17 protein-coding genes are annotated in these 13,756 nt (G+C 68.5%); 4 read left to right on the top strand and 13 right to left on the bottom strand.

The window, feature by feature from the left end; genetic code table 11:
* Positions 1 to 3: 3 nt before the first annotated feature.
* From ASE76_RS08740 to ASE76_RS08725, 4 genes are read right to left on the bottom strand one after another with little or no spacing between them, the layout of a single operon-like run.
* The gene (locus ASE76_RS08740) at positions 4 to 1,191 is read right to left on the bottom strand and encodes a VWA domain-containing protein (protein ID WP_055837846.1); all 1,188 of its coding nucleotides are present in this window, start codon (positions 1,189 to 1,191) and stop codon (positions 4 to 6) included.
* Between the two features lie 28 nt (positions 1,192 to 1,219).
* Entirely contained in the window at positions 1,220 to 1,822 is a 603-nt protein-coding gene (locus tag ASE76_RS08735) for a GNAT family N-acetyltransferase (RefSeq protein WP_055837844.1), read from the bottom strand.
* Positions 1,822 to 2,073, bottom strand: a complete 252-nt coding sequence (locus tag ASE76_RS08730; RefSeq protein ID WP_055837842.1) for a hypothetical protein — start codon at positions 2,071 to 2,073, stop codon at positions 1,822 to 1,824. The genes ASE76_RS08735 and ASE76_RS08730 overlap by 1 nt, the downstream gene beginning before the upstream one ends.
* Positions 2,070 to 2,924 carry a MoxR family ATPase gene (locus ASE76_RS08725; RefSeq protein WP_055837839.1) on the bottom strand — a complete coding sequence of 285 codons (855 nt, stop codon included), beginning with the start codon at positions 2,922 to 2,924 and terminating at the stop codon, positions 2,070 to 2,072. Before ASE76_RS08725 ends, ASE76_RS08730 begins: the two co-directional genes overlap by 4 nt.
* A 122-nt stretch (positions 2,925 to 3,046) precedes the next feature.
* Between ASE76_RS08725 and ASE76_RS08720 the strand changes: the two genes are divergently transcribed.
* Entirely contained in the window at positions 3,047 to 3,721 is a 675-nt protein-coding gene (locus tag ASE76_RS08720) for a cytochrome c (protein WP_055837836.1), read from the top strand.
* A gap of 74 nt (positions 3,722 to 3,795) precedes the next feature.
* Here the strand turns inward: ASE76_RS08720 and pcaG are convergent, their stop codons facing one another.
* Together pcaG and pcaH are read right to left on the bottom strand one after the other, a co-directional pair.
* Complete coding sequence (gene pcaG / locus ASE76_RS08715) at positions 3,796 to 4,425, bottom strand: protocatechuate 3,4-dioxygenase subunit alpha (RefSeq protein ID WP_369793395.1); 630 nt, start codon at positions 4,423 to 4,425, stop codon at positions 3,796 to 3,798.
* 10 nt (positions 4,426 to 4,435) lie between these two features.
* Positions 4,436 to 5,164: a protocatechuate 3,4-dioxygenase subunit beta gene (gene pcaH, locus ASE76_RS08710; RefSeq protein WP_055837833.1), complete on the bottom strand. Its 729-nt coding sequence runs from the start codon at positions 5,162 to 5,164 to the stop codon at positions 4,436 to 4,438.
* Positions 5,165 to 5,322: 158 nt separating this feature from the next.
* Between pcaH and ASE76_RS08705 the strand changes: the two genes are divergently transcribed.
* Both ASE76_RS08705 and ASE76_RS08700 read left to right on the top strand, forming a co-directional pair.
* Complete coding sequence (locus ASE76_RS08705; protein WP_055837830.1) at positions 5,323 to 6,300, top strand: LysR substrate-binding domain-containing protein; 978 nt, start codon at positions 5,323 to 5,325, stop codon at positions 6,298 to 6,300.
* A 285-nt stretch (positions 6,301 to 6,585) separates the two neighbouring features.
* Complete coding sequence (locus tag ASE76_RS08700) at positions 6,586 to 7,011, top strand: hypothetical protein (RefSeq protein WP_055837827.1); 426 nt, start codon at positions 6,586 to 6,588, stop codon at positions 7,009 to 7,011.
* An 81-nt stretch (positions 7,012 to 7,092) separates the two neighbouring features.
* On the opposite strand, the gene ASE76_RS20515 is transcribed toward ASE76_RS08700, so the two are convergent.
* The 7 genes from ASE76_RS20515 to ASE76_RS08670 all read right to left on the bottom strand — a co-directional run bounded on the left by ASE76_RS20515 (position 7,093) and on the right by ASE76_RS08670 (position 12,688).
* A complete protein-coding gene (locus ASE76_RS20515; protein ID WP_156362602.1) occupies positions 7,093 to 7,257 on the bottom strand; it encodes a hypothetical protein in 165 nt (54 codons plus the stop codon).
* Between the two features lie 221 nt (positions 7,258 to 7,478).
* Positions 7,479 to 8,060 carry a YigZ family protein gene (locus ASE76_RS08695; protein WP_055837824.1) on the bottom strand — a complete coding sequence of 194 codons (582 nt, stop codon included), beginning with the start codon at positions 8,058 to 8,060 and terminating at the stop codon, positions 7,479 to 7,481.
* A 7-nt stretch (positions 8,061 to 8,067) separates the two neighbouring features.
* Positions 8,068 to 9,363 carry a tryptophan--tRNA ligase gene (locus ASE76_RS08690; protein WP_055837821.1) on the bottom strand — a complete coding sequence of 432 codons (1,296 nt, stop codon included), beginning with the start codon at positions 9,361 to 9,363 and terminating at the stop codon, positions 8,068 to 8,070.
* Between the two features lie 33 nt (positions 9,364 to 9,396).
* Positions 9,397 to 10,065 carry a site-2 protease family protein gene (locus ASE76_RS08685; RefSeq protein ID WP_055837818.1) on the bottom strand — a complete coding sequence of 223 codons (669 nt, stop codon included), beginning with the start codon at positions 10,063 to 10,065 and terminating at the stop codon, positions 9,397 to 9,399.
* 155 nt (positions 10,066 to 10,220) lie between these two features.
* Positions 10,221 to 10,862: an L-threonylcarbamoyladenylate synthase gene (locus ASE76_RS08680; protein WP_055837815.1), complete on the bottom strand. Its 642-nt coding sequence runs from the start codon at positions 10,860 to 10,862 to the stop codon at positions 10,221 to 10,223.
* Between the two features lie 64 nt (positions 10,863 to 10,926).
* A complete protein-coding gene (locus ASE76_RS08675; protein ID WP_055837812.1) occupies positions 10,927 to 11,820 on the bottom strand; it encodes a DMT family transporter in 894 nt (297 codons plus the stop codon).
* A gap of 13 nt (positions 11,821 to 11,833) precedes the next feature.
* Positions 11,834 to 12,688 (bottom strand): 3',5'-nucleoside bisphosphate phosphatase, encoded by an 855-nt coding sequence (locus tag ASE76_RS08670; protein WP_055837811.1) that lies wholly within the window; start codon positions 12,686 to 12,688, stop codon positions 11,834 to 11,836.
* Between the two features lie 211 nt (positions 12,689 to 12,899).
* On the opposite strand from ASE76_RS08670, the gene ASE76_RS08665 reads away from it, so the two are divergent.
* Positions 12,900 to 13,756, top strand: an 857-nt coding sequence (locus ASE76_RS08665; RefSeq protein WP_156362600.1) for a HAMP domain-containing protein, incomplete at its 3' end; no start/stop codon positions are given.

Below are 13,756 nucleotides of genomic sequence, written 5' to 3'. Positions count from 1 at the left end.
CACCTATTTTGACAGGAGGCGCATCGTTTCCTCGAGGCCTTTGAGTGTCAAAGGGTACATGCGGTTCGACATCAGCTGCTGGATCACCGCGATGCTCTGACGGTACTGCCAGACGCCCGGCGGCTCGGGGTTGATCCAGGCGTACTTGGGAAACGCGTGGGTCAGCCGCTGCAGCCATTCGGCGCCCGGCTCCTCGTTGTTGTACTCGACGCTGCCGCCCGGGTGCAGGATCTCGTAGGGGCTCATCGTGGCGTCGCCGACGAAGATCAGCTTGTAGTCGCGGTTGTACTTGCGCAGGATGTCGTGCGTCTCGAACTTCTCGGCGAAGCGCCGGCGATTGTTCTTCCAGACGAAGTCGTAGACGCAGTTGTGGAAGTAGTAGAACTCCAGGTGCTTGAACTCGCTGCGGACGGCGGAGAACAGCTCTTCGACCCGGCCGACGTGCTCGTCCATCGTGCCGCCCACGTCCATCAGCAGGAGCAGCTTCACGTTGTTGCGGCGCTCCGGCACCATCTTGATGTCGAGGTAGCCGGCGTTGGCGGCGGTCGAGTGGATGGTGTCGTCCAGGTCCAGTTCGTCGGCCGCGCCCTGCCGGGCGAACTTGCGCAAGCGGCGCAGGGCCACCTTGATGTTGCGGGTGCCCAGCTCCTGCGTGTCGTCGTAGTCCCTGTAGGCCCGCTGCTCCCAGACCTTCACCGTGCTCTTGTTCTTGCCCGGCCCGCCGATCCGCACGCCCTGCGGGTTGTAGCCACCGTGGCCGAAAGGCGAGGTGCCGTTGGTGCCGATCCACTTGCTGCCGCCTTCGTGGCGTTCCTTCTGCTCCTCGAGGCGCTTCTTTAGCGTCTCCATCAGCTCGTCCCAGCCCATCTTCTCGATCGCGGCCTTCTGCTCGGGCGAGAGCTCGCGGTCGAGCAGCTTGCGCAGCCAGTCGGCGGGCAGGTCCTGGCTGAAGTCGGTCAGCAACTCGACGCCCTTGAAGTAGGCGGAGAAGGCGCGGTCGAACTTGTCGAAGTGCTTCTCGTCCTTCACCAGCACGGTGCGGGAGAGGTGGTAAAAGTCGTCGAGCGTCCAGGCGCCCTCCGATTGCGGGCCCACCACGTCGGCCTGCAAGGCTTCCAGCAGGGTGAGGAATTCCTTCACCGAGACCGGCAGCTTGGCGCTGCGCAGCGTGTAGAAGAAGTCGATCAGCATGGCGGCACTCCCGGCGCGGCTTCGGGCCTCAGGCCGCGGCCGCGCGGCGCTCCAGCAAGTGCTGCAGGTGGGCACGGGTCTCGGGCCATTCGCCGCTGCGCAGGCTGTACATCACCGTGTCGCGGATCGTGCCATCGCGGCGCAGCGCGTGGCCGCGCAGCACGCCGTCCTTGCGGGCGCCCAGCCGCTCGATCGCCTGCTGCGAGGCGAAGTTGAAGTTGTCGGTGCGCCATCCCACCACGTGGCACTGCAGCACATCGAACGCATGGGTCAGCATCAGCAGCTTGCAGGTGGTGTTGACGTGGGTGCGCTGCCAGCGCTTGGCATACCAGGTGTAGCCGATCTCGACCCGCCGCAGGGTCGGCACGATGTCGTGGAAGCTGGTGGTGCCGCGCACCTCGCCGGTGGCGGCGTCGGTCACCGCGAAGGCGAAGCGATCGCCCGCCTCGCGCATGCGCAACGCGGTTTCCACATAATTCCGGGTGTCATCGGGTGTCGGCACCGAGGTGATCCGCAGCCGCCACAGTTCGCCGTCTGCCGCCGCGGAACGGAGCCCGTCGACATGCTCCAGTCCGAGCGGCACCAGCGCGAGGTCGCCCACCGTCAAGACCACCGGTTCCACGAACGCCATCACATGCCCCTCTGCAGCGGGCCGTAGCGCCGCGCGAATGCCCAGCGGGCCAGTTGCACACCGCCGCCGCCACCGATGCCGACCAGGGCGATGCCCAGCATCGCACGGGTGCCGTAGCCCTCGGTGCCGAAGGCGTCCAGCCCCAGCCACAGGCCGGCGAAACGGCCCAGCACCGCACCGACCAGGAAGCCGCCCGACTGGGCCAGGCCCAGCAGCAGGAGCTGGCGCGACGAAGGGGCGGCGCTGCTCATCGGTTGCGGCTGTTCATGAACACCAGCTTCTCGAACAGCGTCACGTCCTGTTCGTTCTTCAGCAAGGCGCCCACCAGCGGCGGCACCGCGACCTTGCTGTCGGGGCTGTGCAGGGCCTCGACCGGGATGTCCTCGGCCACCAGCAGCCGCAGCCAGTCGATCAGCTCGGAGGTGCTGGGCTTCTTCTTCAGGCCGGGCAGGTTGCGCACGTCGTAGAAGGTCTTCATCGCCGCGGAGAGCAGTTCGCGCTTCAGGGACGGGAAGTGCACGTCGACGATCTTCTGCATCGTCTCGGCGTCGGGGAACTTGATGTAGTGGAAGAAGCAGCGGCGCAGGAAGGCGTCGGGCAGCTCCTTCTCGTTGTTGGAGGTGATGAACACCAGCGGCCGGTTGCGGGCCTTCACCAGCTCGCGCGTCTCGTAGCAGTAGAACTCCATCCGGTCGAGTTCGCGCAGCAGGTCGTTGGGGAATTCGATGTCGGCCTTGTCGATCTCGTCGATCAGCAGCGCCACCGGTCGGTCGGCGGTGAAGGCCTGCCACAGCACGCCTTTGACGATGTAGTTGTGGATGTCCTTGACGCGGTCGGAACCCTCGATGCCGGCCAGCTGGCTGTCGCGCAGGCGGCTCACCGCATCGTATTCGTACAAACCCTGTTGCGCTTTGGTGGTCGACTTGATGTGCCACTGCAGGAGCGGCATTCCGAGGGTCTCGGCGACCTCCTCGGCGAGCATCGTTTTCCCGGTGCCGGGCTCGCCTTTTACGAGGAGAGGACGCTGCAGGGTGATGGCCGCATTCACCGCCAGCATCAGGTCCTGCGTGGCGACGTAGTTCTGGGATCCTTGGAACTTCATGGCGTGTCGGCGTGGGGAAAGCGGGACATTCGGAGGCCCGCGAAATCCGCGGTCGAGAGGGGCTCGACACCTATAATCAAAGGCTGATCAGCGTCTGAACCTCACCAGATTGTGCGCGCAAAATGAATAAGCTGTTGACCACGATGTTTGCCCTGGCTGTCGCCTCAGTGACCGCCTTCGCCCCCGCTACCGCACAGGACGCGAAGGGCGACGTGAAGGCCGGCGAGAAGAAGGTCTCGATGTGCATCGGCTGCCACGGCATCGTGGGCTACCAGGCCAGTTTCCCCGAGGTCTACAAGGTGCCCAAGATCTCGGGCCAGAGCGAGAAGTACATCGCCGCCGCGCTCAACGCCTACCGCGCCGGCGACCGCAAGCACCCCACGATGCGCAGCATCGCCGACAGCCTGACCGACCAGGACATCGCGGACGTCTCGGCCTACTACGCCCAGCACGGCAAGGACGCGTCCGCCACCCTGGCGGACAAGCCCTCGCGCGAGCCGAACGCCCAGGTCGCCGCACTGCTGCAGAAGGGCATCTGCGTGTCCTGCCACGGCGCCAACTTCTCGAAGCCGATCGATCCGAGCTACCCGCACATCGCGGGCCAGAACGCCGACTATCTGTTCGTCGCGCTCAAGTCGTACAAGACCGGCAACAACGCCAACAACATCGGCCGCTCCAACGGCGTGATGGCGGGCGTGGCCAAGCAGTTCTCCAATGCCGAGCTGAAGGCGCTGGCGGGCTATATCGGATCGCTCGACGGCGACCTGAAGACGGTGCCCGAGTCGCGCTTCAGGTAAGCCACGCCGCTTCGAACCGCCCATGAAAAATGCCGCTCGAGAGCGGCATTTTTCATGGGCGGTGCTTGGTCGCCTCACACGTCGAAGAAGACCGTCTCCTTCGGGCCCTGCATGTGGATGTCGAAGCGGTAGACGATGCGGCCGTGGGCATCGGTGCGCCGCGCGACCAGCGTTTCGCGGCGCTCGGCGGGCACGGCCGCCAGCACCGCATCGCGCGCATTCGCTTCCGTCTCGTCGTCGAAATACACGCGGGTGAACGCATGCAGCGGCATGCCGCGCATCAGCACGATCAGGTTGATGTGGGGCGCTTCTGCAGGCGAATGGGCGCCGGGCTTGAGGGTCTGGAAGACGTAGCGGTGCTGCGGATCGGTGCCGGTGCCGCAGCGGCCGAAGCCGCGAAAGCCGTTCTGCCGCGACGTGGCGCGCGGCGCCTCCGACGCCTGGGCGTAGCGGCCCTGCGCGTCGGCCTGCTGGATCTCGATCATCGCGTCGACGACCGGTTGGCCGTCGCCGTCGTACACCACGCCTTCGAGCAGGATCTGCTCGCCCTCGGCATGCGGCGAGGCGACGACCGCGTCGAACGGCTGGTCGAAGTCGTACTGGTACTGGGCGGCGGTCAGGCCGTAGGCGAAGTAGGGGCCGACGGTCTGCGACGGGGTCTGGCCGAAGTTCTCGCGCAGTGCGCTCATCAGGTGGTCGTGCATCGCGGTCTCCTTATTTCCGGGTTTCGAACGGCGTCTCGTCGGCGCCGCGCAGGACGATGTCGAACTGGTAGCCGAGGGCGAAGCCCTCTTCGGTCAGGTCGAGGGTGAAGTCGGCGACCAGGCGGTTGCGTGCCTTGGCGGGCGTGGCCTGGAAGATCGGGTCGTACTGCAGCAGCGGATCGCCGGGGAAGTACATCTGCGTGACCAGCCGGCTGGCGAAGTACTGGCCGAAGAGCGACAGGTGGATGTGCTGCGGACGCCAGGCGTTGGGGTGGTTGCCCCACGGGTACGCGCCGGGCTTGATGGTGAGGAAGCGGTAGCGGCCCTCGTCGTCGGTCAGGCAACGGCCGGCGCCGAGGAAGTTGGGGTCGAGCGGCGCGTCGTGCTGGTCGACCTTGTGCACGTAGCGGCCGCTGGCGTTGGCCTGCCACAGTTCGACCAGCGTGTTGCGGACCGGGCGGCCGCGCTCGTCGACCACCCGGCCGGCCAGCACCATGCGCTCGCCGATCGGCTCGCCGTTGCGGCGCGCGTTGCGGGTCAGGTCGTGGTCGAGCGCGGCGATGCTGTCGTGGCCGTAGACCGGCTGCGAGAGTTCGCCCAGCGCGGCCTTCAGCGGCAGCAGCGGCCGCGTCGGCGAACGCTTGACGGTGGATTTGTAGCCCGGCGACAGGTAGGCCGAATGGCTCTGCCAGTCGCGCGGCGTGAGGATGGTTGCAGGGCTTTCGGTAGAGCCGTTCATGGGAAGTCTCCTGGCGTGGGGCGGCGCATCGGCCGGAATGTTCGGCGCCGATTCTCCCGCCGGGTTTGCATGCTGTAAATTGAGAGATTCCACAGATTGCATAACCAACGGTGATGAAAGCCGATTTACCGCCATCGCACGCTGCGGCACCGTCCCCCATGGCCGAGAGCTTCGCGCGCCAGGTGCAGCTGCGCCATCTGCGCTGCCTGGTGGCAGTGGCGCAGGAGCGGCACCTGGCCAAGGCCGCGGCGCGCCTCGCGCTCACGCAGCCGGCGGTGTCCAAGACGCTGTCGGAGCTGGAGGCGCTGGCCGGCACCCGCCTGGTCGAGCGCGGCGTGGCCGGGCGGCGCGGAGTGCAGGGCCTGTCGGCCGCCGGCGAGCAGTTGCTGGCCCACGCGCTGCGGGTGCTGGAGGCGATCGATGCCGGCGCGCAGGCGCTGGCGCCCGCCGCCGGTGCCGGGCCGGCGCGGCTGCGCATCGGCGCCCTGCCCAGCGTGGCGCCGGCCCTGCTGCCGCAGGCCCTGGCGCAGTTGCGTTCGCGGTGGCCCGACCTGCAGATCACGGTGCGCACCGGCACCAACGCGTCGCTGCTCGACGACCTGCGGGCGGCCGAGCTGGACCTGGTCGCGGGCCGGATGAGCGATCCGCGACTCATGGAAGGCCTGAGCTTCAGCCTGCTCTACCAGGAGCCGCTGATCCTGGTGGCGCGGGCCGGGCATCCGCTGTCCCGCCGCCGGGTGCCGGTGCAGGCGGTGCTGCGCCATCCGCTGGTGGTCTACGGGCAGGGCACCGTGCCGCGGCACCATACCGAGAGCTTCTTCGCATCGCTCGGCATGGCGTTGCCGGCCCCCACGCTCCAGACACAGGACGTGGCGCTGGCCCGGCTGGTGGTGCTGCAGTCGGATGCCGTCTGGATCACCCCGCTGGGCGCGGCGCGCGACGACCTAGTCGAGAAACGCATGGTGCGTCTGCGGATCGACACTGCCGGCACCGAGGAGCCGGTCGGCCTGCTGCTGCGGACCGACGCGGTCCCGTCGGCCGCGTGCGACGCGCTCGCGGCGCTGCTGCGGTCGGCGGCGGCGGCGCTGGTCGCGGCACCGGGGCGTGCGGTGCGCAAGGGACGGCTCGAAACCTGAAGAGGCGCCGGTAGCCCGTGGAGCTGGTTTGCTCCTGAATTGATAGCTGCCGGTCGTCTGGCTACGCCGGCTGCAGGCCTGAATGACGCAGAAAACGGACCCTGGCGCAGACCGGTCGCCTGGCGAGTGCCGTGAATGCCGTGCCGATCGGCCCGCGCCCGGAACGTAGGCCGATTTCGCCCGAAAGGCTTCGGCGCTTGCCGGCCTTTCCTTTCCACGAAACAATCGCCCGGTGCCCGCGGGCGCCTCCCTGTCGGCGGCGCCGTGGGCGAGTCGGAGAACTCCATGCGCTTCCTGTCCCCCGGTTCCGTGTCCCGCGCCGCACTGGCCGCCGTCCTGTGCGGCGCCAGCCTCGGGGCATCGGCCACCTGCTACACCGTGTACGGTCCCAACAACGCGGTGATCTACCGGGCCGACCGTCCGCCGGTCGACATGCGCTACGCCCTGCACGAAACGGTGCCGCGGCGCTTCGGTGCGGGTGCCACGATGATGTTCACCCTGGCCAACGACGCGTGCCTGGGCATCGGTTCGGGCGAGGGCAGCACCGGCCCCACCACCGGCTACCTGGCCCAGGTGGCCGACCGCGACACGATCAGCGCCGATGCCCTCGGCGTGCGCCGCGCCAGCCGCAGCTCCGGCCCGACGCGGTCGATGGGCGACGTGGTCACCGCGCCCCGCACCATCCGGTCGTCACCTGCCGTTCGCCCATAACAAAGCCGCAGGCCGGGAATCCGGCGTGCGGCGAGGTCGAAAGCGACGGTGATGCGCCGGGCTCCTGCCCGGCGAATGAGCTTACTGCTCGAACGTTCCTGCGGGAAACAGGTCGTCTACCTGGAAGATACCCAGGTCGGTCGCCTCGGCTGCATGGTCGGGCAGCAGAGCGGCAGCCGCCGCGCTGATGGCGACCAGGATGGTGACGGTGAAGGCGGTGAACGCGGTGCGCATCGAACGTCTCATGGTGAATCCCTCGGAAATTGAGAGGATTTGACAGCGGCGGTCGGCGGACCCGTGACGGACAGGGTGCTTAGCTACATCAGGAAACTGCCTACAGCCGTGCACCCGAGAATATGGGAGACCGCATGCAAAAGGCGTAAAAAAAGCGGCTTTCGGGGTAAAGGGCGTAAGCAAAACGACCGGTTCTGCATCCGCGCGTTACGGCGCAACCGGAACGCACTGCGTTACAACCAGCCGATGGCGCCCCGAGCGCCGTCCTCCAGCGCGGTCCGGCAGGCGGGCGCCTCGGCCTCCGGCATCTGCCACCGCAGGCGTACGCCGGTTCCGTGCCGCACCTCCAGCAGGGTCGCTCCAGCCGTGGAGATCGCGCGGCGCACCAGCCCCTCAAGCGCATATGGCACCTCGCATTCCAGCGAAGCGAGCCGCCGCACCTCGACCTTCGACGCCGTGGCCAATGCCCGGGCCACCGCATCGGAGTAGGCGCGCACCAGGCCCCCGGCGCCCAGCTTGACGCCGCCGAAATAGCGCACGACGGTGGCCAGCACCCCGTCCAGGTCGTGGTGCCGCAGCCCTTCCAGCATCGGGCGGCCGGCGGTACCGCCGGGCTCGCCGTCGTCGACCGCCGCCGACTGGCCACCGGCCATCAAGGCCCAGCACACGTGGGCGGCATCGGGATGTTGCCGGCGGAGCGCTGCCACCCGGGCGACGGCGGCAGGCCGCCCGTCCACCCCTTCGACACAGCCGATGAACCGGCTTTTCCTGACCAGGATGTCGCTGTGGCCCGCGGCGGCGAGCGTCGAGGGCAAACCGGCCTCAGGCCTTCGCGGCGGCCAGGGCCTGCAGGGCGGCGGCGATGGCCGCGCGATCGCCCGGGCCTTCGGCGCAATCGGCCAGCAGCGCGGCCAGGTCGGTGCCCGGCTGCTGCAGTGCGCCCATGGCCTGCGCCGCATCGCGGGGGGCGGCATAGGCTCGGCTCTGCAGCAGCAGCATGCCGTCGGCGTCGAGCAGCTTGAAGCGGAACCGGCCGTCGGCCTCGCGGTACTGCTTGAACGTGGGCAGGGCGGTGCGGGCGGCCTTGGCGGGCGCCGCGGCGGTGGGTGCGCCGGCCAGGCGGCGCAGGCCGACGGCCTGGCGCAGTTCGGCCATCAGCGGCGTCGCCAGGGCACGGGCCTTCACCGCGCCGGCCATCAGGATGTCTTCGATCTTGGCCGGGTCGGCGATCAGCGCCTGGTAGTGCTCGCGCATCGGGGCTACCTCGCGGTCGATGCGTTCGAACAGCGTCTGCTTGGCGTCGCCCCAGCCGATGCCGTCGGCATAGGCCTGGCGGAGCGCGTCGGTTTCGTCGGCGGACGCGAAGGCCTGGTAGACCTGGAACAGAGCCGAGCCCTCGGTCTGCTTGGCCTCGCCAGGCGCGCGCGAGTCGGTCACGATCGAGGCGATGCGGCGCTTCAGCTCGGCCTGCGGCACGAAGAGCGGGATGGTGTTGTCGTAGCTCTTGCTCATCTTGCGGCCGTCGAGGCCGGGCAGCAGCGCGACAGATTCCTCGATCTGCGCCTCGGGCAGCACCAGGTGCTCGCCGTAGAGGTGGTTGAAGCTCGACGCGATATCGCGCGCCATCTCGATGTGCTGGACCTGGTCGCGGCCCACCGGCACCCGGTGCGCGTTGAACAGCAGGATGTCGGCCGCCATCAGCACCGGGTACATGAAGAGGCCGGCGCTCACGTCGGCATCGGGGTCGTTGCCGGAGGCGGCGTTGCGGTCGACCGCAGCCTTGTAGGCATGCGCCCGGTTGAGCAGGCCCTTGCCGGTGACGCAGGTCAGCAGCCAGGTCAGCTCGGGGATCTCGGGGATGTCGGACTGGCGGTAGAAGGTCACGCGCTCCGGGTCCAGGCCAGCCGCCAGCCAGCTGGCGGCGATCTCGAGGGTCGAGCGCTGGATGCGGGCCGGCTCGTCGCACTTGATCAGGGCGTGGTAGTCGGCCAGGAAATAGAAGCTCTCGGCACCGGGCTGGCGGCTGGCGGCCACGGCGGGGCGGATCGAGCCGACGTAGTTGCCCAGGTGGGGAGTGCCGGTGGTGGTGATGCCGGTCAGGAAACGGGTGGGGCGCATGGCAGCAGGAGCGGAGAAAGAGAGGAGCGCCGGTCAGCGCAGCAGCGAGACCAGCGGCGTGATGAGGAGGTTGATCGCGCTGTAGCCGACCGACATCAGGGGCTGCAGCCAGTAGGTGCCCACCAGCCCGGTGACGACCAGGGCCAGCACGATGAAGAAGCCGTAGGGCTCGATGCGCGAGACCATCTGCGACTGCTTCCACGGCAGAAGGCCCACCAGCACCCGGCCGCCGTCGAGCGGCGGCAGCGGAAAGAGGTTGAAGGCGCACATCACCAGGTTGACCAGCACCCCGGCACGGGCCATCTTGAGGAAGAACGGCTCGTCGACGTCAAGGGCTACCAGCGCGACCATCGCCACTGCCCACAGGATCGCCTGCACGAAGTTGGAAAGCGGCCCGGCCAAGGCGACCCAGATCATGTCGCGCTTGGGGTTGCGCAGGTTGCCGAACTGCACCGGCACCGGCTTGGCGTAGCCGAACAGGAAGGCGCCGGAAGTCGCGAAGTACAGCATTACCGGCATCAGGATGGTGCCGACCGGGTCGATGTGCTTGAGCGGATTGAGCGTGATGCGCCCCATCATCAGCGCGGTGTTGTCGCCGAAATGCCGCGCCGCGTAGCCATGGGCGGCCTCGTGCACGGTGATGGCGAACAGCACGGGCAAGGCGTAGACCATCACGGTCTGGATCAGGTTGGCGAAATCCACAGGCGATTGTCTCAGAGGGTGATGGCAGGTGCGAGAAAAGGCAATAGAACCGTAGCGAGCAAGCCCGAGTGTGCAGTGAGGACCGGATCCGTACTCTCGTACGGTGAGGACCGGAACCGCGCAATCGGGCTGCGCAGTAGGTTCTATCGCCTTTCCTACTCGGGCATGCCCAGAGCCGCGAGGCTTCCGCTGCCGCGGCGGACCAGCACCGGATCTTCGCCGATGCCCATCGGCACCAGGTCGATCACGGTGGTGGGCTCGGCCGGGCAGGCGCCCGCATCGACCACCGCGGCCAGCAGCTTCTCGTAGCGGGCGCGGATGTCGGCCGCGTCGTTGAGCGACTCGGTCTCGCCCGCCGGGATCAGCGTCGTGGCCAGCAGCGGTGCGCCGTGCGCCTCCAGCAGCCCCTGCAGCACCTTGTGGTCGGGCACCCGCAGGCCGATGGTCTTGCGCTGCGGATGGCTGAGCCGCCGCGGCACTTCCTTGGAAGCTTCCAGGATGAAGGTGTAGGCGCCGGGGGTGGCCGACTTCAGCAGCCGGAACTGCTTGTTGTCGACCCGTGCGTAGCTGGCCAGCTCGCTCAGGTCGCGGCAGATCAGGGTCAGGTGGTGGCGGTCGTCGACCTGGCGGATGCGCCGCATCGCGTCGACCGCGTCGCGGTCGTCCAGGTGGCAGACCAGCGCGTAGCTGGAGTCGGTGGGTACCGCGGCCACGCCGCCGCGCTGCAGCAGGGCGGCGGCCTGCTTGAGCAGCCGCGGCTGCGGATTGTCGGGATGGACTTCGAAATACTGGGCCATGGTCTTCTTCTCTCTTCAATGCGCTGCGGGGGCGCGGTGCGTCGCACCTCGCCCGGGGTGTGGTTCATCCCTCTGCCGGCTGGACGACGATGCGGCTTTCCCGCACGGTGAGCCAGGCGCCCATCGCGCCGCAGGCCGCGATCAGCAGGATGCCTGCCACCGATGTGCGGTCGGGTACGTGGTCGAACAAGAGCCAGCCCGCCAGAACCGCGAAACCGATCTGCGCGTAAAGGCAGGGCATCAGCGTGGCGGCGGGCGCGCGGGCATAGGCCAGGGTCAGCAGGAAGTGGCCCACGGTGCCCATCAGCCCCATCAGGCCGAGCGCCAGCCACACGCTGCCGCTGGTGGGCGTGACCCAGACGAACGGCAGGATCGCCGACATCACCAGGGTGCCCACCCAGCCGCTGTAGAACTGCATCACCATCGGATCCTCGGTCTGGGCGAGCCGGCTGGTCAGCACCTGGAACCAGGCGTTGCAGACCACCAGCCCCAGCGGAAGCAGCATCGCCCAGCCGAACGCGTCGCCGCCGGGCCGCAGCACCACCAGCGTGCCGGCGAAACCGCCGGCCACCAGCGCCCAGCGCATGCCCGAAACCTGCTGGCGCAGCACGGTGGCGGCCAGCACGGTGATCGCCAGCGGCGTCACCATCACGATGGCGGTGAACTCGCCCACCGGCATGTGCTGCAGGCTGAAGAACGAGAACATGCTGGTCATCATCAGCAGCAGGCCGCGCAGGCACTGGAAGCGCGGGTGCTCGGTGCGCAGCGCCCTGAAGCCGCGGCTCGGAATGATGGCCGCGGTGGTGGACCAGGCCTGGAACGCATAGCGGAACCACAGCGCCATCGCCAGCGGAACACTGGCCCCGGCGACCTTGGTGCTGGCATCGAGGGTGGCGAAGCAGGCGGTGGCCACCACGGCCAGGACGAGGCCGGTCAGCGCGGACGGCGCCGGCGTCAACGCCCCGCGTCCTTCACTGGATCCGGTCCCGCAGCAGCGTCCAGACCGGTTCCAGATCGGCCGGCAGGGGCGGCAGGCCGCCCAGGTCGGTGCGGGATTCCTCGGGGCTGTGGAAGTCGCTGCCGCGCGAGGCGGCCAGGTTGAACTCGCGCGCCATGTCGGCGTAGGTGCCGTATTCCGCAGGTGTATGGCTGCCGGTGACCACCTCCACGCCTCGGCCGCCGTGGGCCTTGAATTCGCTGAAGAGCGCGAACTCCTCGTTGGCGGTGAACTTGTAGCGGCCCGGATGGGCGATCACCGCCACGCCGCCGGCATAGGTGATCCAGTGCACCGCGTCGGACAGCGAGGCCCAGCGGTGCGGCACATAGCCGGGCTTGCCTTCGGTGAGGTAGCGGCGGAACACCTCGGACGTGTCGCGGCAGACGCCGGTCTCGACCAGGAAGCGGGCGAAGTGGGTGCGCGAGATGAGCGCCGGGTTGCCCACGAAGCGCAAGGCGCCTTCGTAGGCGCCGGCGATGCCGACGCGCTCCAGCTGGGCCGCCATCTCCCGGGCCCGCGGGCCACGGCCGTCGCGCGTGTCGGCCAGGCCGCGGCCGAGATCGGCGTTCTCGGCATCGAAGCCCAAGCCCACGATGTGCACCGTCTCGTCGGCGAAGGTCACCGACAGTTCGACGCCGGTCAGATAGGGCAGGCCGACGGCCTTCGCCGCGGCCGCCGCGCGCTGCACGCCGCCGATCTCGTCGTGGTCGGTCAGGGCCCACAACTCGACCCCGTTGGCCTTGGCGCGCGCCGCCAGCGCCTCCGGCGTGAGCGTGCCGTCGGAGACCACGGAGTGGCAATGCAGGTCGGCGTTCTGGAAGGTAGGCACGCGGCCATTCTAGGGCGACCGCATGGTTGTTCGAGCGAAAGGGGCTATCCGAAGGACTGCCGCTCGGCCACTAGCTATCGAAAACATAGCAGATAGCCGTTGTATTTGCGCTGCACACTGAATTTCAGCCGGAAGATATGCACGACGACGCCCGCTGCATGAATCAGAATGTTTCCCTTCTCATGTTGTGTTCACTACACGAAATAATTTCATGAAATTCAACGACCTTCGCGTGTCGACCAAGTTGTGGTGCGGCGTTTTCGGCCTGCTGTTGCTCACCCTGGCGGTGACCGCCTGGTCCCAGTACCGGGCGACGGTGCTGGCCGACGCGGCGATGGAGCAGGTGCGGGCCTACGAGCACCGCATCGCCACCGCGATCGAGTGGCGCGGCGCCACCGAGACGGTGGGCGACCGGGTGCTGGCGAGCAATGCGTCGGCCGATACCGCCCTCGGCGCGCTGTTCGACGCACGGGTCAAGTCGGGCGTCGCCGCGATCAGCGGCATCCAGAGCAAGGTCGTGGCCGAAGCTACCAGCGATGCCGACAAGGCCGCCCTGCAGAAGGTGGCGTACGAGCGGGTCGCCGTGCTGGCGCTGAACAAGCAGGCGCGCGAACTCAAGACCGCGTCCGCCAGCGCCGCGGTGCCCGCGGACTTCGTCGAGAAGACCTACCTGCCGGCCATCGGCCGCTACGTCGGCGCGCTCGATGCCTTCGTCAAGGTGCAGGAGCAGCAGCGCGACGCCGCCATGCAGGCGCTGCAGTCTTCCCGCCGCCAGGCGCTGGCCGTGACGCTGGGCACCATGGCCCTGCTGCTGGTCGCCGGCGCCGTGCTGGTGGCGCTGCTGGTGCGGGCGATGATCCAACCGTTGGCCCACGCGGTGCGACTGGCCGAATCGATCGCCGCGGGCGACCTGACGGCCCAGCCGCAGTCGGCCCGCCGGGACGAATTCGGCCAATTGCTGCAGGCACTCGACACGATGGTGCAGCGGCTGCGCGGGGTGGTGGGCGAGGTGCGCGCGGGCGTCGAGTCGGTCTCCACCGCATCGTCGGAGATCGCCCACGGCAACCA

It is taken from the genome of Xylophilus sp. Leaf220 (assembly GCF_001421705.1).
GTDB lineage: Bacteria > Pseudomonadota > Gammaproteobacteria > Burkholderiales > Burkholderiaceae_C > Xylophilus.
This window is presented reverse-complemented; position numbering and strand designations above follow the sequence as displayed.

What these genes read in the sequence shown, in the direction of transcription:
- ASE76_RS08740 (WP_055837846.1), bottom strand. Translation starts at nt 1,191, where the DNA reads ATGCTGATCGACTTCTTCTACACGCTGCGCAGCGCCAAGCTGCCGGTC.
- ASE76_RS08735 (WP_055837844.1), bottom strand. Translation starts at nt 1,822, where the DNA reads ATGGCGTTCGTGGAACCGGTGGTCTTGACGGTGGGCGACCTCGCGCTG.
- ASE76_RS08730 (WP_055837842.1), bottom strand. Translation starts at nt 2,073, where the DNA reads ATGAGCAGCGCCGCCCCTTCGTCGCGCCAGCTCCTGCTGCTGGGCCTG.
- ASE76_RS08725 (WP_055837839.1), bottom strand. Translation starts at nt 2,924, where the DNA reads ATGAAGTTCCAAGGATCCCAGAACTACGTCGCCACGCAGGACCTGATG.
- ASE76_RS08720 (WP_055837836.1), top strand. Translation starts at nt 3,047, where the DNA reads ATGAATAAGCTGTTGACCACGATGTTTGCCCTGGCTGTCGCCTCAGTG.
- pcaG (WP_369793395.1), bottom strand. Translation starts at nt 4,425, where the DNA reads ATGCACGACCACCTGATGAGCGCACTGCGCGAGAACTTCGGCCAGACC.
- pcaH (WP_055837833.1), bottom strand. Translation starts at nt 5,164, where the DNA reads ATGAACGGCTCTACCGAAAGCCCTGCAACCATCCTCACGCCGCGCGAC.
- ASE76_RS08705 (WP_055837830.1), top strand. Translation starts at nt 5,323, where the DNA reads ATGGCCGAGAGCTTCGCGCGCCAGGTGCAGCTGCGCCATCTGCGCTGC.
- ASE76_RS08700 (WP_055837827.1), top strand. Translation starts at nt 6,586, where the DNA reads ATGCGCTTCCTGTCCCCCGGTTCCGTGTCCCGCGCCGCACTGGCCGCC.
- ASE76_RS20515 (WP_156362602.1), bottom strand. Translation starts at nt 7,257, where the DNA reads ATGAGACGTTCGATGCGCACCGCGTTCACCGCCTTCACCGTCACCATC.
- ASE76_RS08690 (WP_055837821.1), bottom strand. Translation starts at nt 9,363, where the DNA reads ATGCGCCCCACCCGTTTCCTGACCGGCATCACCACCACCGGCACTCCC.
- ASE76_RS08680 (WP_055837815.1), bottom strand. Translation starts at nt 10,862, where the DNA reads ATGGCCCAGTATTTCGAAGTCCATCCCGACAATCCGCAGCCGCGGCTG.